Genomic DNA, 16837 nt, shown 5'->3' on the forward strand with positions numbered 1-16837 from the left:
TCAGCTGCGCTCGGGGCGGTCGGCCTGGTCGACGCCGTCCCAGACGTTGGAGTACCAGGGGCGGTCCGCCGCGCCGTGTTCGGCGCGGCCGCGCTCCTCCGCCTCCGCGGTCGGGTCGATCATGGTGTAGCCGATCTCCCCCGGCAGCACGAAGTGCAGGTGCTTGCGCGCCTGCTGGCGCACGTAGGCCGGGTCCTGCCAGCGGGCCTTGTCGTCGCGCAGCTCCTCCAGACGCTGGCGCGCCTCGTCGGCGGTCCGCTGCTGCTCCGCGATCTCCGAGCGCTGGGAGACGTACTGCCGCATCGGATACGCGAGCGCGACGACCAGCGTACAGAGGACGAGGACCAGCAGTGCCGCCCGGCCGGTCAGCCGGCTGCGGCGGACCTGGCGGCGCGACTGCGAGCGGTAGACGTGGGCCGCGGTCCGCTCGCCGAGCTGCCTGAGCCTCGTCGCGGTCGAGAAGGTGGAGAACCGGTCACGGTTCCCGGCCATTGATCCCGCCTCCCCTGGGTACGCACTACGTCCCCGCACACGGTACGGGACCGAGTGCGGGGACGTAGGGAGGCAAGGCGTGATTAGCCCTTGAACCGCGGGAAGGCGGAGCGGCCGGCGTACACGGCGGCGTCGTCGAGGATCTCCTCGATGCGCAGCAGCTGGTTGTACTTGGCGACGCGGTCCGAGCGGGCCGGGGCGCCGGTCTTGATCTGACCGCAGTTCACGGCGACGGCGAGGTCGGCGATGGTGACGTCCTCGGTCTCGCCGGAGCGGTGCGACATCATGCACTTGAAGCCGTTGCGCTGGGCCATCTCCACGGCGTCCAGGGTCTCGGTCAGCGAACCGATCTGGTTCACCTTGACGAGCAGGGCGTTCGCGGAGCCCTCCTCGATACCGCGGGACAGGCGCTCGGGGTTGGTGACGAAGAGGTCGTCGCCGACGATCTGCACCTTGGAGCCGATGCGCTCGGTGATGACCTTCCAGCCGGCCCAGTCGTCCTCGTACAGCGGGTCCTCGATGGAGACCAGCGGGTACGCGGAGACGAGCTCCTCGTAGTACTCGGTCATCTCGGCGGCCGAGCGGGACTGGCCCTCGAACTCGTACTTGCCGTCCTTGTAGAACTCGGACGCGGCGACGTCGAGCGCCAGCGCGATGTCCTTGCCCGGGACGTAGCCGGCCTGCTTGATGGCCTCGACGATGAGGTCGAGCGCGGCGCGGTTGGACTCCAGGTTCGGGGCGAAGCCGCCCTCGTCGCCCAGACCGGTGGAGAGGCCCTTGGTGTGCAGGACCTTCTTGAGGGTGTGGTAGACCTCGGCACCCCAGCGCAGCGCCTCGGAGAAGGACTCCGCGCCGATCGGGGCGATCATGAACTCCTGGATGTCCACGTTGGAGTCGGCGTGCGACCCACCGTTGAGGATGTTCATCATCGGAACGGGCAGCAGGTGCGCGTTCGGGCCGCCGAGGTAGCGGAACAGCGGGAGGTCCGAGGCCTCCGAGGCGGCGTGCGCGACGGCCAGGGAGACGCCCAGGATCGCGTTGGCGCCCAGCGAGCCCTTGTTCTCGGTGGCGTCCAGGTCGATCATCGCCTGGTCGATCAGGCGCTGCTCGGTGGCGTCGTAGCCGACGAGCTCCGGGCCGATCTGCTCGATGACGGCGAGGACGGCCTTCTCGACACCCTTGCCGAGGTACCGGTTGGAGTCCCCGTCACGGAGCTCCACGGCCTCGAAGGCACCGGTGGAGGCGCCGGACGGAACGGCAGCACGGCCGGTGCTCCCGTCGTCGAGGCCAACCTCGACCTCGACCGTGGGGTTGCCTCGGGAGTCCAGGATTTCCCGGGCTACGACGACGTCGATGGACGGCACGAGCATCTCCTTCTGGGATGTGACGCTGAGTGTGCGGTGGCATGGGAGGCCGTGGCACGGCCTCTGCCGGACTAGAGCCTAACCGGCTCCGGGGGGTCGGTCGGTCGACCGCCCGGGTCCTGGGACGAAAAAGGGCCCGAATACCCTGGTTCCGGGACATAGGGCCCTGGAGATTCGGCGGAGGAGCCCGCCCGGAGCCGCGAAGCACGCCCGCCCGGCGCGTCGGTGACGCGCCGGGCGGGCGTGGCTGCCGGGGTTCCGGCGGAGGGTCAGGAGAGGTTGAGCTTCTGGCCCGGGTAGATCAGGTCGGCATCGGTGACGATGTCCTTGTTGAGCTCGTAGAGGTGCTCCCAGCCGCCCTTGACGTTCTGGGCGTCGGCGATGGCGCCGAGGGTGTCGCCGGCCTGGACCTCGTAGGAGCCGTTGCCGGTCTTGGGGGCGACGGGGGCCGCGGGGGCCGACTTCTTGGCGGCCGGCTTGGACGGGGCCGGGGCGACCGTGGTGCGCTCGGACCGGGTGGTGGTCTCGGCGCGCTTGGTCTCCTTCTTCACCTTGGCCTTCTTCGTCTCGGTCTTCGCCTTCGAGGCGGAGCCGTTCGAGGTGCCGGTGGAGCCGCCGTTGTACGCGGCGCCGGTGAGGCCCTTGCCGCAGTGCGGCCAGGCGCCCTTGCCCTGGCCCGCGAGGACCTTCTCGGCGATCGCTATCTGCTGCGACTTGGAAGCCTGGTTGGCGGTGGAGGCGTAGGCCTTGCCGCCGTAGGCGGCCCAGGTGGAGGCGGAGAACTGCAGGCCGCCGTAGTAGCCGTTGCCGGTGTTGATGGACCAGTTGCCGCCGGACTCGCAGCGGGCGACGGCGTCCCACTGGGAGGCGGTGGCGGCGCTGGCGGTGCCCGCGGCCATCAGCGGAGCGGCAGCGGCGGCGCCGACCACTCCGGCGAGCGCGACGACACGGGTGGCCTTGGAGGCGCGGCGGTGCTTGCCCTTGCCGGAAAGCAGCATGGAGGTTCTCCTCACCGACGCCTACGAGGTGAGCTGTCGGGTTCGGGCGAGTGAGTTGCCCGGTCGCGCAGTGCGCGTCTTCACCCCAAGCCGTTCCGTGACCATCTCTCAATGGCCGGGCCCGGCACTTACCTTGGTTCCCCCGCTCCTGCCTTCGGCGCTTGACGCGACGACTGTTCCCTCCGTCCGCCGGCAGGATTCGGCGATGCGGTCGAAGGGGCCCGCGGTGGCGAGCGATTCAGAAGGTAGACAGGTCCGGCCCGGATGTTCAATCGGCGTCAGATGCCCGAAACGGCCCCTACTTGCGCTTCCCGGAGGGACGTTTGCGCAGGTGAGGGGCCGATTTCCGGAAGGTCACAGACAGGACACGCCAGTTGAGCGGAAGAGACGCATGTCTCACTTACACGAAACGGACATCGCACGCTTTCCGGTCGGGCGAACTGCCCCTATTCCGGGGTTACATCCAGTTTCTGGCCGGGCTTGATGAGGTCCGCGTCCTCGCCGATGACCTGCTCGTTGGCGGCGTAGAGGGCCTTCACCCCGCCGGTCACGCCCTTGGCGTCGGCGATGCGGGTCAGGTTGTCCCCGGCCTTCACCGTGTAGGTGGAGTCCGTTTTTTCCGACTTTGCATCAGAAGTGCCCGGTGTCTCGGCGGCAGGGGCGCCGCGATGTCTTCCGGTGCCGGTCCCCGGGTCGGTCGTCCCGCCGGTCTCCGGCAGCAGGCCCGTGCCGCCCTCGGGGGCCGTCGGGTCGGCCGGGGCCGTCGGGTCGGCGGGGGCGGTCGGGTCGGTGGGCAGGGCCGGCGCGGTCGGGCCCACCGGGGTGGTGGGCGGGGCCGTGGGGTCGGCGGGCGCCGTCGGGTCCTCGGGGCCGGTCGGCGGCACCGGCCGCGTCGGGGCGGTCGGGTCCGTCGGATCGGTGGGCGAGGTCGGAACGTCCGGAAGAGCCGGAACGTCCGGGTTCGTCGGGGCAGTCGGCGCCGTCGGCACCTCGGGCACCAGCGGGCCGTGCGGCAGCGGGGCCGGCTCCTCGGGCGGCAGCGGGGCCGGCATCATCGGGACGCCGGGGGTGTAGGCGCCGCCGGGCGCGGCCGGCAGCTCGTAGCCCGCGGAGGAGTCCGGGGCCGGCTCCTTCTCCGCCGGGGCGGCCACCTGCGGCTGGCCGGGGTCGACGGCGGCGGCCGGGCCGCCCCGGGCGAGTCCGGCGGACTCGGCGCAGGAGGACCACGCCTGGGGGCCCTCGTCGGCCAGCACCCGTTCGGCCACCGCGATCTGCTGCGAGCGGCTGGCCAGGTCGGCGCGCGGGGCGTAGTCGAGTCCGCCGGCCGCCTCCCAGCGTTCCTGGGTGAACTGGAGCCCGCCGTAGGCCCCGCTGCCGTAGTCGGCGCTCCAGGTGCCGCCGCTCTCGCACTCGGCGACCTTGTCCCATGTGGCGGTGTCCGCCGCGCTCGCGCCGGTGGCGGCGAACAGCGGGAGCGCCAGGGCGGTGCCGGTGACTCCGGCCGTGACGACTATCGCGGGGACCTGACGGGGCCGGCGATGCCGGCCGTTCCCGGAACGCATGAGGGTGGACCTTTCGCGTGACAGCGGGGAGGTCACGGAACCTAGCGCTCCTCGAACGCTTGTCACAAGTCGATGCAGCGCAGATCACGCGAAGGTCACATCGTTGACTCCGGGTCAGTTAATCAGCGGGTGTGAACCTGACCGGCAGGGTGCGCAGCCCCCGCATGATGAGCCCGCCGCGCCAGCGCAGGTCGGCGGGGTCCGCGGCGAGTTCGAGGTCCGGCAGACGCGTCAGCAAAGTGGCCAGCGCGGTCTGGCCCTCCAGCCGGGCCAGCGGCGCGCCGAGGCAGTAGTGGATGCCGTGTCCGTATCCGAGGTGCTGATTGTCGGTGCGGGAGAGGTCCAGGGTGTCGGGTGCGGTGAACCGTTCGGGGTCGCGGTCGGCGGCGGCGAGCACCACCAGGACCGGGTCCCCGGCCTCGATCCGCTGTCCGCCGAGGGTCAGCGGGCGGGTGGCGAAGCGCCAGGTGGCGAGCTCCACCGGGCCGTCGTAGCGCAGGAGTTCCTCGACTCCGGTGGCCAGCAGGTCGCTCTCGCCGGCCGCGAGGGAGGCCTGGAGGCGGGCCCGCTGGTCCGGGTTCATGAAGAGGGAGTGGACCCCGTTGCCGATGAGGTTCACGGTGGTCTCGAATCCGGCGAAGAGCAGGATGAAGGCCATCGCGGTGGCCTCGGCCTCGGTGAGGTGGTCCCCGTGGTCGCTCGCCCGGATCAGGTCGGAGATGAGGTCATCGCCCAGATCATCCCTTTTGCGGTGGATGAGTTCTCCGAGATAGGTGCGCATCTGCTTCACCGAGCGGGCCACCCCGCCGCGCGGACCGCCGCCCTGCCCGGCCTTCGTGTGTCGCAGCATCATCCCGGCCCAGTCGCGGAAGTCGTCCTGGTCCTCTCGCGGTACCCCGAGCATCTCGCAGATGGCGTAGATGGGGAGGGGGAACGCGAACTCGTGGATGAGATCCGCCTCCCCCCGCGCGGCGAACCCGTCGATCAGGTGGTCGGTGAGCTCCTGCACCCTCGGGGTGAACTCGGCGACCCTGCGCGGGGTGAACGCCTTGGACACCAGCCTCCGCAGCCGGGTGTGGTCCGGCGGGTCGATGTTGAGCAGATGGGTCATCAGCTCGGCCTTGCGCTCGCCCGGGATCCCGGTCCTGCCCTTGGCGTGCGCGGGCTCCGCGTGGTGCGCCGGGTTCTTGCTGAGCCGCTGGTCGGCGAGGGCCTGCCGGGCGTCGGCGTAGCGGGTCACCAGCCAGGCCTCGACCCCGCTGGGCAGCTTGGTGCGGTGCACCGGGGAGTGCTCGCGGAGCCAGGCGTAGGCCGGGTAGGGGTCGGTCGCGAACTCCCAGTCGAAGAGCGTGGGGGCGGCGGGCTGGGCGGCGGCTGCGGGTTCCTCGTGCACCGTCCGACGGTATCCCGGCCCGGACCGCCGACCCCATTTGGGAGCTTCGCCGCGGCTGTCCGCAGATCGGCGGGAGCTTGACCTGACCTCGCGCTGCCTTCCTACTTTCGGGTTTGTGGATGTGAGGATCTTGAAGAGCAGTTTCGCGGTGGTGGAGAGACGGGCCGAGCACGCGGTCAAGTACTTCTACTCCCACCTGTTCTGGCACCACCCCGGGCTGCGCGCCCTCTTCCCGTCCTCCGCCGAGGACATGGAACGCCAGCGGGACCGGCTGTTCGCCGCGCTCACCCATGTCATCGCCCACCTGGACGACGAGACCGCGGGCCCCTACCTCCGCGACCTCGGCCGGGACCACCGCAAGTTCCTGGTCGGCCCCGAGCACTACGCGGCCGTCGGCGCCAGTCTGCTCGCCGCGCTCGCGGAGGCCTCCGGGGACGCCTGGAACCCGGTCGTGGAGAAGGCCTGGGCCGAGGCCTACCGGCTGATCTCGGAGACGATGGCGGCCGGGGCCGCCGACAGCGCGGACCCGCCCTGGTGGGACAGCGAGGTCGTGCGCCACCTCCAGTACGGCCGGGACATCGCCGTCCTCACCCTCCGCCCGCACCAGGTGCTGCCGTTCCGGGCCGGCCAGTACGTGAGCGTCAGCAGCGACCGGGTGCCCACCACCTGGCGCACCTACTCGCTGGGCAACGCACCACGCCCCGACCACACCCTCGACCTGCACGTCAGCCGGATCGAGACGGGCCGGCTGAGCACCGCGCTGGTCGAGGAGGTCCGGCCGGGCGAAACGCTCCGGCTCGGGGCCCCCGGCGGGCGCATGACCCTCCGCCGGGACGGCCGGCCGATCAGCCTGGTCGCCGCCGGCACCGGCTGGGCCCCGATCCTGGCCATCCTGGAGGAGCTGGTGGAACACCCTCCCGACCAGGACGTGCGGCTCTTCGTGGTGGCCCGCGACCAGCCCCACCTGTACGACCGGCCGCTGATCGACGAGTACGCCGCCCGCTATCCCTGGCTGAGCGTCACCTACATCACCCCGGCCCCCGGCCGGCCCCGCAACCAGGCCACCGACCGGCTGGCCACCGCACTCTCCAACCGGGGGCTGTGGCCCGAGCAGGACGCCTACCTCAGCGGCCCGCCCCGGTTCATCGAGGGGACCGCCCGGCTGCTGGCGGAGCTCGGCGCCCGCCCGGACCGGGTCTTCCACGACTCGGTCCCGGCGGACGGGGCCTCCCGGACCCGCCCGCTGGGCTTCGGCGAATGGTTCCTGAACCCCCCGTCCACCCACTGGCACGACCCCTCGGCCCGCGCCCCCCGGGACTTCTGACCACGTCACCGCGGCGCCAGGGCCGCTACGGCGTGCCGGTGAGGCCCTCGGCCGCCCGGATCGCGTCCCGGTAGGCGCGGGCCGCCGCGCGCAGCGCGGTCTCCGGGTCCACCCCGTCCTCCTCGGCGCGGGCGGCGAGCGCCAGCAGCTCGTATCCGATGCCCTCGCCGACCGGCAGCGGCACCGGCAGGGCCGCCGACCGGACCCGGCCGGCCAGTTTCGCCGCCAGTGCCAGGCCCGGCTGGCCCAGCGGCACCCCGTCGGTGACCGAGGCGCGCCGCTTCTCCGCCGCCTTGGTGCGCTGCCAGTGCTCCTGGACGTCCTCGGGGGTCTCGGCCTTCTCCTCGCCGAAGACGTGCGGGTGCCGGTGGATCAGCTTGGCGACCAGGGCCCCGGCCACGTCGTCGACGGAGAACGGCTCGTCCTCCTCGTCCGGCCCGCCCTCCTCGGCGATCCGCGCGTGGAAGACGACCTGAAGCAGCACGTCCCCGAGCTCCTCGCGGAGCTCCTCCCGGTCCCCGGCCTCGATCGCCTCCACCAGCTCGTACGCCTCCTCGATGGCGTACTTGGCGAGCCCGCGGTGGGTCTGGGCGGAGGTCCAGGGGCATTCCCGGCGGACCCGGTCCATCACCTGGACCAGGTCGAGCAGCCGGGCCCCGGGCAGGTCGTAGGAGCCGGGCAGCAGTTCCAGGTCGGGCATGGCGTACCGGCCGGAGCCGGCCAGCCGGGCCAGTCCGTCGGTGAGCACCCGGTCGCCCTCGCCGCCGGGCAGCACCACCACGGTCCGGCCGCCGGCGCACTCGGCCACCAGCCCCTCGGCGTCCGCGCCGGCCAGGACCACGTCCACCCCGGCCTCCCGCAGATAGGGCAGCTGAGGATGGCCCGGGTCGGCGCACAGGACCCGGTCGGCGGTGCGCAGCACCTGCCAGGCGGGCCAGGACAGCACTCCGGGGGCGACCCGGTGGCTGGTGGTCAGCAGGACGATGCGGCCGGTGGGCTCGGCGGGCGGGTGCTCAGTCACCCGTCGAACCTACCGCCGCGGCCGGGGTCAGGCTCCGGCCGGGGGTTCCTCGGTGCGGGTCTTCTGGGTGATCCAGGGGGTCTGGTAGTCGCCGACGGCGATCTGCTTGGTGTCCCAGGAGCCGTACCGGGGGTTGACCTCGATGTCGAGGGTGCGGGCGGCCTCGGCGAGCTTCTCGACCACCTTCTCCTGGCCGTAGCGGTCGCTGAGCTTGGCGAAGAGCAGCTGGAAGCGGATCTCGTCGTCGAGCTGGTCGGGCGCCAGCGGCACCCTCTGGGCGAGCATCAGCTCGGCCATCTTCTCCGGGCCGCCGGTCTGGGCCAGCTGGTTCGCCCGGACCTCCTCGATCTCCTTGGTGGTGAGGCCGATCCCGGCGGTCTTCGCCGCCCGCTCCAGCACCCGCAGCTGGATCATCTTGCTGAGCTTGACCCGCTCCAGGCGGGCCGAACCGGAGATCAGCTGGGCGGCGTTGGCGGACCGGTTCTGCGCGTCCCGGACGTCGTTCACCTGTGCCTGGAGCGCCGAGGTCGTGATCCGTTCCCCGCCGACCACGGCGGCGGTGCCGGGCCGGGCCTCGCCGGAGCAGGCGGAGAGCAGGGGGGCCGCCAGGAGCAGGGCGGCGGATACGGAGAGCGCAGTGCGACGGTGCAAAGGAGCCTCCAGGGCCGGGGCTGAGATTGTGCGTTCATGCACAAGGGCCTTGCGGTGATCGATGGTATGAGCTCAGGTTGATCAGAGCCACTGGTTCGACCAACGATTCCGGCTGTGTTGGGGTGCGTGTTCACCCGGTGGCCATGCCCCGGTCTTCCCGCCCTGCCAAGGTCGTCCCACCATGTCGACACCGCACCGCACCGCCCGCCGCCCGGGCCTGCACGGAGCGGCGCTCGCGGCGCTGCTCACCGTGGCCGGGGTGTGCGCCGGGGACGCGGCCGCACGGGTGTTCCCCTACGGTCCGCGCAACCGCAGCATCAACGACCTCGGCAACCAGTTCGTGCCCTTCCACGCCCATCTCTGGGACCTGCTGCACGGACGTGCGGCCGGCGGACTGCTGTTCAACTGGCAGTCGGGGTACGGGACCGGCTTCCTGCCCGACCTGGGCACCTATCTGAGCAGCCCGTTCGCACCCCTGGTCGCGCTGTTCCCCCGGTCGGAGATAGACCTCGCGGTCTATGTGGTGACCGTGCTCAAGACGGCGGCGGCCGCCGCGGCGACGGCCTGGCTGCTGCGGACCCTGCGACCGGGCCCCCGGTGGGCTGCCGCGGTGCTGGCGGCCTCGTACGCGCTGTGCGGCTGGTCGCTGATGGAGGCCTCGTACAACCCGATGTGGCTGGACGGGCTGATCGCCTTCCCGATGCTGTGCCTGACCGGTGAGTGGGCGCTGCGGGCCCGCCGCCCGGTGCTCGGCCCGCTGGTGGTCGCGGTGTGCTGGACGGCGAACTTCTACACCGCGTACATGGCCACCCTCGGCGCCGCCCTGGTGCTGCTGGTCCGGGTGCTGCTGGAGCGGGAGGGCGTACGGGACCGGGCCCGGGTGCTGCTGCGGGCCGCCGCCCGGACCCTGCTGGGCATCGCGCTGGCCGCCCCGCTGCTGGTCCCGGTGTACCTCGGCAGCAAACAGGCCTACCCGGGCCTGGTGCGGGAGTTCGTCCCCGCGTCCTGGCCGGACCTGTGGGCCCGGCTGCTGCCCGCCACCTACGACTTCTCCTCCCCCGCCCTGTTCGTCGGCACCGGCACCCTGCTGCTCGCCGCGGCGCTGCCCTTCCACCGGTCGGTGCCGCGGCGGGCCCGGCTGTGCTGGACCGGGCTGGTCCTGGGGGTGCTGCTGTCCTTCCAGTGGGAGCCCACCCATCTGGCCTGGCACGTCTTCGCCACCCCCAACGGCAGTCCGTACCGGCAGACGTTCGTGCTGGCCGGGGTGCTGGTGATCGCCGCCTGGACCGGGCTGGCGGCCGGCCGGCCGGGGACCGGAGCGCTGGCCGCGGGTGCCGGGGTGCTGGCCGCGGTGGCGCTCTGGTCCACCGGCAGCGCCCTGCCGGGCGCCGCCTCCTACGCGCTGTTCCTGGGCGGGCTGGCGGTGGCCGCGCTGTGCTGGCGGCTGCCGCGGCAGCGCCGGTTCGCGCTCCCGGCGGCCGGGCTGCTGGCCCTGGTGCTGGTCGGCCAGGCAGCCGCCACGGCCTCCTTCGCCCACCACGGCAAGCTGGTGCGGATGGACGACTACCCGCCCTGGGGGGAGCGTCACCAGGCGCGGGCCCGGGCGCTGGCCGGTGCCGAGGGGTGGCCCCGGTACCGGACGGATCCGAGCCGGCCGGCCCTCACCGGGAACGATCCGCTGCTGCTGGGCGGGGAGGGCGGCGGCTACTACAGCAGCCACACCCCGGAGGTGTACACCCGGACGATGGCGGCGCTGGGGGCCGGCTGGACCTCGCGCGGCCGCAATGTGCAGAGCATCGACAACCCGGTCACGGACGCCCTGTTCGGGGTCGGGGCCCGGCTGATGCCGGACGGCACGGTGGCCCGCCGGGACGCCCTGCCACTGGTCACGGTCCGCCCGCCGGACCCCGGCGGGACCGTCCCGGAGTACGGTTCCTCGCCCTTCCGGAACCAGGAACTCCTGCTGGGGGCGCGGGTGTACGAGGATCCGGTCGCCCCCGGGGTCTGCGCGGCCGGCACCGAGGCCTATCTGTGGGCCCCGTCCTACGACGGACCGGTCCGGCGGGCCGACGGGCCGGGGGTGCGGCTGCACGGCAACGCGCCCCGCAACCGGGCGGCCCTCCAGCCGCTGGGCCCCTCGCACGGGGCGGCCTCCCGGCTGGTGTTCACCGCCGGGACACCGGGCTCCTGGCAGCTGGGCTGTCTGGACCGGTCCCGGCTGGAGTCGGCGGTGGCCGGGCTGCGGGCCTCGGCGGCGGTGTCGGTGACGGTGGGCTCCCGGGGGGTGCGGGCCGAACTCCCGGCGGCCGCGGCCCGGGCCGGGGGCACGGCGGTGCTGGCCGTGCCGGCGACCCGGGGCTGGTACTGCGAGGGCCGGCCGGCCGGGAGCCGGCTGGGGCTGGTCGCGGTCCCGCTGGACGGCCGGACCACCACGGTGAGCTGCGAGTTCCGTCCGCCGGGGCTGACCGCCGGGCTGGCGGCGGCGGGCGCCGGGCTGCTGGGGCTGACGGCGATGGCGGGGTGGCCGCCGCTGCGCCGGCGGGCCGGCCGGGCCGGGGCCGACGGGCCGGCGGCGGGCGGACGGGTGTCGGACGGGCAGGGGCCTGACGGACGGGTGCCGGACGGGCCGGTGGCCGGGCCGGTGGTGCGGGTCAGCCCCTGACCTGGCCCAGCCAGTGCAGGGTGCGGCGGATCTCGGCGGGGAAGGGGTGCGCCGGGCCGTGCAGCCGTTCCGCGTCGAACAGCAGCCGGGCCAGGGTGTCGTGGGCGGCCTGCCGGTCCCCGAGGGACAGCAGCAGGTGGCCTATCCGGCGGCGGACCTGGAGCGGGAGGTCCGGGTCCGGGTTGGCGTAGTGGTTCTCGAACATCGGGAGCAGGGACCGGTATTCGGCCAGTGCGGCGGCGGGTTCGCCGAGCTGGTCCAGGCATTGGGCCGCCTCGTAGCGGAACCGGAGGGCCTGGGCGTCGCCGGGCGGCAGTTCGTCGGCGAGCCGGCGCAGTTCGGGCAGGGCGCGGCGGTACTGGCCGTCGTCCATCAGGGTGGCCGCGTACTGCTTGCGGAGGCTGCGGACCACCGGGGAGTTCTCCCCGTGGCGTTCGGCGGCTGCGGGCAGCAGCGAGCCGAGGATGTCCACGGCCTGGGTGAGCCGGCCCTGGTCCAGCAGCCGCTTCACCTCGTCGACCTGGGAGGCGATGTCCGGGCGGGGCGGGGTCGCGGGGCGGGGCGGCAGCACGGTGGCCGCCGCCCGGTCGGGCCAGGGGGCCATGGGGCGCAGGAAGGGCCGGGTGGGGTCGAGGGGTCCGGCCGGGGTGCCGTGGCCGGGCAGCAGGGGGGCGAGGGACTCGTAGACCTCCTGGGCGCTGCCGGGCCGGTCCTGCGGGTCCTTGGCGAGCAGCCGCAGCAGCAGGGTCTCCAGCTGCTGGGGGATCTCGGGGCGGAGCTGGCGGACCGGCAGCGGCGGCTCGTACAGATGGCGGTGCAGGACTCCCAGGGCGGTGGAACCGGCGAAGGGCACGCTTCCGCTGAGGAGTTCGTACATGAGCACGCCGAGGGCGTACAGGTCGGTGCGGGGGCCGACGGCACCGCCCATGGCCTGTTCGGGGGCCATGTAGGCGGGGCTGCCGATGGGCGAGCCGGTGTGGGTGAGGCGGGTGGTGTCGCTGTCCATCACGGAGGCCACGCCGAGGTCGAGGACCAGGATGGTGCCGTCCGGGCGGACCATCACGTTCCGCGGCTTGAGGTCGCGGTGCACGATGGGGACGGCGTGTACGGCGGAGAGCACCGAGCAGAGCTGGGCGGCGACCGCGACGGCCCAGTGCCAGGGGTAGGGGTCGTGCTCGGCGAGGTGGTCGGCGAGGTCGGCGCCCTCGACGTACCCCATCACCAGGTAGAGGTCGTCGGCGTCGCTGCCCGCGTCGTGCACGGTGACGAGGCCGGGGTGGTCGACCTGGGCGGTGACCCGGCATTCGCGGACGAACCGGCGGCGGAGCTCCTCGGCGACGGTGCCGGGGCCGGTCATCTTGTCGGGGCGCAGCAGCTTCACGGCGACCCGCCGGTCGAGCCGCCGGTCGTAGGCGGTCCAGACCTGGCCCATGCCGCCCTGGCCGAGGACGGTGGCGAGCTGGTACCGGTCCGCGATGATCCGCTCGGTCACGAGTCCCGTTCCTGGCCTTCCTGCCTGCGCAGCAGTTCACTGAGTTCGTCGAGTTCGGCGCGGACCTGGCCGATCCGGGGGGCCGGCGGCGGGGTGCGGTCCGGCGGCACCGGAGGCTGCGCGGGGGTGCCGGTCCGGGCCGGGGGCGGGGTGTGGGCCGGCGGCGGGGTGTGGTGGGTGTCCGGGGCGACCGGCGGGTAGCCGTACTGCGGGCGGGCCGGCGGGGCCTGGGCGGCGGGCGGGTACCAGCCGGCGGGGGCCCGGTCCGCGCCGGAGTGGTGCCGGATGTCGGCGTAGAGGAAGTAGGCGATGACGGCGACGGCCATGCCGAGGAGCACGCCCATGCCGGTGTTGCCGCGCCAGGTGTCGGCGTCGGGGGTGGGGTCGCTGCCGACCAGGTAGAGGCTGAGCACGATCAGCACGAGGTTGGCGCCGCAGAGGAACCAGTCACGGCTGCGGCGGGTGACGACCGCCAGTCTGATGAGCGTGCCGAAGGCGAGCATGCCGCAGCTCAGCAGGGGCAGCAGGGCGAACAGCACGCGCCAGGTCACCACGGACCCGCTGCCGGACGGGTGGTTCTGGTGCTGCGGCGGCGGATAGCCGGGGCCGTGCATTCACTGCTCCTGACGGGCCGTACGGACGGAGGGTGGCGGAAAACCGCTCGGGACTGAGCGTATAGCCGGGGGGCGACACCTGGTCAGGGGATGTGCGTGATGGTGCTCAACCGTTGCGCGGCGGGGACGGAACCGAGGCCCGCACGGGGGTGTCGGGGGTGAGGGTGCCGTCGGCCAGTCCGTCGTAGAGGCCCTGGACGAGCTGTTCGCCGAGCCGGGCGGCCAGCCGGAGGGCGTCCTCGAACTCGGCGAGGGCGCGGAACCGGGCTCCGTAGCGGCGCTGTTCGTCGAGCGGCAGCCGGGGCAGCTGGAGCCGGCGGACGTCGAGCCGGGTGGCGGTGGAGGCGTAGCTGCTGGCCTGCCGGTTGTTGGCGGTGGCGCGCAGGAAGCCGGCCAGGAACCAGGGGTCGAGGGCGGCCGGGTCGGGCCGGAGCAGCTGGAGGTTGCGGCCGAGGGCGGCGCCGGCCGCGTCGGGTCCGATGACCCGGGCGGCGGTGCCGCCGATGACCGGGACGACCACGTCGCCGGGCTCGGTGAGGACGGGTTCGTCGGCGGTGCCGGAGGAGGAGGTTCCGGAGGAGGCGGTGCCGAAGGGGGCGGTGCCGGACGGGGTACCGGAGGGGGCGGTGCCCGCGTGCACGTCCTGTTCGGTGAGGACGGGTACGGGGGCCCCGGCGCCGCCGCCGGTGCCGGTGCGGAGCAGCAGGGCTCCGGCGCGGGCGAGTTCGCCGATGGTGGTGGACGGCGGCCGGGCCGGTCCGGGATCGGCCGGGGCCTGCTCGGCGGGCTCCGGGGTGAGTCCGGCGGCCAGGGTGAGCGTGCGGTCGAGCCGGTCGCGGACGGCGGTGAGTTCGGCGGCGCCGGCCCCGCCGGCCGGCGGGGGCAGGTGCCGGGCCGGGGTGAGGTCCACGTCGTCGTCGAGGAGTTCGATGACCGGGACCACCCGGCTGATGCCGGGGACCTCCTCGGTGGTGCCGGTGCGGTCGTAGGCGGTCCAGGCGTCCAGGACGGCCTGGTGCACGGCGGGCCAGGCGGCGCGTTCGCGGCCGTCGGCGGCGAGCGCGGCGGTGTCGACCAGCAGCAGTCCGGGGGCGGCGGGGGCGTGGGCGGCGGGCCGGCGCAGCACCCACAGGTGGAGCGGGATGCCGTGCGGGGGCGCGGCCCCGGCCGGGAGGGCGGCGACGGCCCGGAGGGCGCCGCGGCGCAGCAGGTCGGCGCGGATCCGGCGGCCGGAGCGGCGGGCGGCGACGGCGGGGGGCATCAGGAGGACGGCGGTGCCGCCTTCCCGGAGGTGGGCCAGGGCGTGCTGGACCCAGGCGAGTTCGGATTCGGTGCGGGCCGGGAAGCCGTACTCCCAGCGGGCGTCGTAGGCGAGGTCCTCGTGGCCCCAGTTGCGTTCGTTGAACGGCGGGTGGCAGAGGACGGCGTCGGCGGCGAGGCCGGGGAAGGCGTCGGCGCGCAGGCTGTCTGCGGTGCCGGTGCGGACCTCGGAGCCGCCGTGCAGGGCGAGCCGGAGGGCGGCCAGGGCGGCGGCCTCGGGGTTGTCGTCCTGGGCGTAGAGGGTGGCGGGGGTGCGCAGGGCGCGGAGCAGGCCGCCGGTGCCGCAGGCCGGGTCCAGGACGGTGCGGGCGGCGGGGCCGGCCAGGGCGGCCATCAGCTCGGCGGGGCCGGCCGGGGTGGGCGTGTACTGGCGGGGGCTGGCGTCGAGATGGCGGCCGAGGAGGAACTCGAAGGCCTGGCGGGCGCCGAGTTCGGCGGCGAGGGCGGCGGTGGCGCGGGCCGCCGGCATGGCTTCGGGGCCGGGTCGCGCGGTACCGGAGAGGGGGTGTCCGGGGCCGAGCCGGTCGGCCAGGACCCCGTCGAGGAGGGGGCCGAGGAGTTCGGCCATGCGCAGGTCGGAGACGGCGGCGAGGGCGGGCCATTCGGTGGGCCGGTCGCGGACCAGGAGCAGGACGCGGCCGGCTTCCAGGAGGGCGGCGGCGGGGCCGCCGGGGTGGCCGGAGATCTGCTGCCAGACCCGTTCGCGCAGCGGCACTTCCGCGAGTTTGCCCTGGGCGCGCAGCCATTCCTCGATCTCGGGGAGCGCGAAGGAGGGGCTGGTGTCGGTGCCGCCGACCGGCTTGGGGAAGTCGGGGTGGCGGCGGCGCCAGTTGCTCACGGCGGCGCGGCCCACTCCGGCGAGGCGGGCGATCTCGGCGGCGGTGACCTCTGCGGTGTTCTCCGGCATGTGCGGATCCTACCCGTACACAGCGGAGAACCCCCTTCACAACGTGAACTGACGATTCCTCGTGAACCATGTTGACTCGGTTCACAGCTTCTGCTGTGATGTGACCCGTCACCACCGCCGCCGTCGCCTTGGCCCTCGCCACCTCCGGGGCCTGCTCCGACACCGGGACCGACGGGGATTAAACGGACTCCCGGATTCCGATTTCCGTGCGCCCCGCGTACGCTGACCCGGCTCCGCCCCCGGGGGCCGTCCCCACCCCCCGCCCACCCCACCTCACCCGTAGGAAGAACACGCCATGCGCACCGCCCTCCGCACCACCACCGCCGCCGCCTCCCTCACCGCGGTCGCCGCCCTCGGCCTCACCGGCTGCTTCCCCGGCGGCGAGACCGGGCCCTTCGCCGGAAAGTCGGGGTCCGAGGTGGTCAACTCCTCCCTGGACACCCTGCGCGCCTCCTCCTCGCTGAGCGTCAAGGGCTCCTTCCCCGACGAGGAGGGCAAGACCGTGCGCCTGGACATGTCGATGACCAAGGGCGGCGCCCGGTGTGCGGGCAGCTTCGAGTACGTCGGCCAGGGCAAGGCCGAGGTCATCAAGAACAGCGAAGCGGTCTACATCCGGGCCGACGAGTCCTTCTACCGGGCCGAGTTCAAGGACCTGCCCAAGGAGGAGGCCGATCTCGCACTCGGGATGATCGCCAACAAGTGGGTCAAGTCGAAGGCCTCCGACGCCGACTCCAAGGAGATAGCGGCCTTCTGCGACCTGAACGAGCTGACCAAGGAGTTCGACAAGAGCTCCGGCGCCGACAAGGGCGAGGTCGGCACGGTCGGCGGCCGGTCCGCGATGGCCATCACCACCAAGACCGCGGAGGGCACCGAGACCGTGCACGTGGCCACCGAGGGCAAGCCCTACCCGCTGCGGGTGGTCAGCACCGGCAAGGAGGCCGGCACGATGGACTTCTCCGGATTCGACGCCCCGGTCAAGGCCGACTCCCCGGCCGCCAAGGACATCGTCGACCTGGACAAGCTCGGCGGCTGACCCG

At 73.6% G+C, this 16837-nt stretch carries 13 protein-coding genes and 1 riboswitch; of the genes, 3 read left to right on the top strand and 10 right to left on the bottom strand.

What is annotated here, in order from left to right; translation table 11 throughout:
* From ACZ50K_RS12695 to ACZ50K_RS12715, 5 genes are all read right to left on the bottom strand, one after another.
* Entirely contained in the window at nt 1-492 is a 492-nt protein-coding gene (locus ACZ50K_RS12695; RefSeq protein ID WP_468901375.1) for an FtsB family cell division protein, read from the bottom strand.
* Nucleotides 493-575: 83 nt separating this feature from the next.
* On the bottom strand, nt 576-1862 hold the full coding sequence (gene eno, locus ACZ50K_RS12700; protein WP_468901377.1) for a phosphopyruvate hydratase: 1287 nt from the start codon (nt 1860-1862) through the stop codon (nt 576-578).
* 263 nt (nt 1863-2125) lie between these two features.
* A complete protein-coding gene (locus tag ACZ50K_RS12705; protein WP_468901380.1) occupies nt 2126-2854 on the bottom strand; it encodes a transglycosylase family protein in 729 nt (242 codons plus the stop codon).
* Nucleotides 2855-2857: 3 nt separating this feature from the next.
* A riboswitch (cyclic di-AMP (ydaO/yuaA leader) is annotated at nt 2858-3024 on the bottom strand.
* A 276-nt stretch (nt 3025-3300) separates the two neighbouring features.
* The gene (locus ACZ50K_RS12710) at nt 3301-4416 is read right to left on the bottom strand and encodes a LysM peptidoglycan-binding domain-containing protein (RefSeq protein WP_468901383.1); all 1116 of its coding nucleotides are present in this window, start codon (nt 4414-4416) and stop codon (nt 3301-3303) included.
* Nucleotides 4417-4534: 118 nt separating this feature from the next.
* Nucleotides 4535-5809: a cytochrome P450 family protein gene (locus ACZ50K_RS12715; RefSeq protein ID WP_468901386.1), complete on the bottom strand. Its 1275-nt coding sequence runs from the start codon at nt 5807-5809 to the stop codon at nt 4535-4537.
* 121 nt (nt 5810-5930) lie between these two features.
* Between ACZ50K_RS12715 and ACZ50K_RS12720 the strand changes: the two genes are divergently transcribed.
* Nucleotides 5931-7133 carry a globin domain-containing protein gene (locus ACZ50K_RS12720; RefSeq protein ID WP_468901389.1) on the top strand — a complete coding sequence of 401 codons (1203 nt, stop codon included), beginning with the start codon at nt 5931-5933 and terminating at the stop codon, nt 7131-7133.
* A gap of 25 nt (nt 7134-7158) precedes the next feature.
* On the opposite strand, the gene ACZ50K_RS12725 is transcribed toward ACZ50K_RS12720, so the two are convergent.
* Both ACZ50K_RS12725 and ACZ50K_RS12730 read right to left on the bottom strand, forming a co-directional pair.
* Nucleotides 7159-8154 carry a nucleoside triphosphate pyrophosphohydrolase gene (locus ACZ50K_RS12725; protein ID WP_468901392.1) on the bottom strand — a complete coding sequence of 332 codons (996 nt, stop codon included), beginning with the start codon at nt 8152-8154 and terminating at the stop codon, nt 7159-7161.
* Nucleotides 8155-8181: 27 nt separating this feature from the next.
* Entirely contained in the window at nt 8182-8805 is a 624-nt protein-coding gene (locus tag ACZ50K_RS12730; protein WP_468901395.1) for a SurA N-terminal domain-containing protein, read from the bottom strand.
* A gap of 181 nt (nt 8806-8986) precedes the next feature.
* On the opposite strand from ACZ50K_RS12730, the gene ACZ50K_RS12735 reads away from it, so the two are divergent.
* Nucleotides 8987-11467 (top strand): YfhO family protein, encoded by a 2481-nt coding sequence (locus tag ACZ50K_RS12735; RefSeq protein WP_468901397.1) that lies wholly within the window; start codon nt 8987-8989, stop codon nt 11465-11467.
* Here ACZ50K_RS12735 and ACZ50K_RS12740 read toward each other — a convergent pair.
* The 3 genes from ACZ50K_RS12740 to ACZ50K_RS12750 all read right to left on the bottom strand — a co-directional run bounded on the left by ACZ50K_RS12740 (nt 11457) and on the right by ACZ50K_RS12750 (nt 15800).
* Complete coding sequence (locus ACZ50K_RS12740) at nt 11457-12959, bottom strand: protein kinase domain-containing protein (protein ID WP_468901401.1); 1503 nt, start codon at nt 12957-12959, stop codon at nt 11457-11459. The genes ACZ50K_RS12735 and ACZ50K_RS12740 overlap by 11 nt on opposite strands.
* On the bottom strand, nt 12956-13573 hold the full coding sequence (locus tag ACZ50K_RS12745) for a hypothetical protein (RefSeq protein WP_468901404.1): 618 nt from the start codon (nt 13571-13573) through the stop codon (nt 12956-12958). The genes ACZ50K_RS12740 and ACZ50K_RS12745 overlap by 4 nt, the downstream gene beginning before the upstream one ends.
* Before the next feature lie 106 nt (nt 13574-13679).
* On the bottom strand, nt 13680-15800 hold the full coding sequence (locus ACZ50K_RS12750) for an N-6 DNA methylase (RefSeq protein ID WP_468901407.1): 2121 nt from the start codon (nt 15798-15800) through the stop codon (nt 13680-13682).
* Nucleotides 15801-16095: 295 nt separating this feature from the next.
* On the opposite strand from ACZ50K_RS12750, the gene ACZ50K_RS12755 reads away from it, so the two are divergent.
* Complete coding sequence (locus ACZ50K_RS12755) at nt 16096-16833, top strand: hypothetical protein (protein WP_468901410.1); 738 nt, start codon at nt 16096-16098, stop codon at nt 16831-16833.
* Nucleotides 16834-16837: the final 4 nt, after the last annotated feature.

Source organism: Streptomyces sp. NPDC033845 (assembly GCF_055576225.1).

Bases quoted from the DNA above. Each gene is read 5' to 3' on its own strand.
- ACZ50K_RS12695 (WP_468901375.1), bottom strand. From the start codon at position 492: ATGGCCGGGAACCGTGACCGGTTCTCCACCTTCTCGACCGCGACGAGG.
- eno (WP_468901377.1), bottom strand. From the start codon at position 1,862: ATGCTCGTGCCGTCCATCGACGTCGTCGTAGCCCGGGAAATCCTGGAC.
- ACZ50K_RS12705 (WP_468901380.1), bottom strand. From the start codon at position 2,854: ATGCTGCTTTCCGGCAAGGGCAAGCACCGCCGCGCCTCCAAGGCCACC.
- ACZ50K_RS12710 (WP_468901383.1), bottom strand. From the start codon at position 4,416: ATGCGTTCCGGGAACGGCCGGCATCGCCGGCCCCGTCAGGTCCCCGCG.
- ACZ50K_RS12735 (WP_468901397.1), top strand. From the start codon at position 8,987: ATGTCGACACCGCACCGCACCGCCCGCCGCCCGGGCCTGCACGGAGCG.
- ACZ50K_RS12745 (WP_468901404.1), bottom strand. From the start codon at position 13,573: ATGCACGGCCCCGGCTATCCGCCGCCGCAGCACCAGAACCACCCGTCC.
- ACZ50K_RS12750 (WP_468901407.1), bottom strand. From the start codon at position 15,800: ATGCCGGAGAACACCGCAGAGGTCACCGCCGCCGAGATCGCCCGCCTC.
- ACZ50K_RS12755 (WP_468901410.1), top strand. From the start codon at position 16,096: ATGCGCACCGCCCTCCGCACCACCACCGCCGCCGCCTCCCTCACCGCG.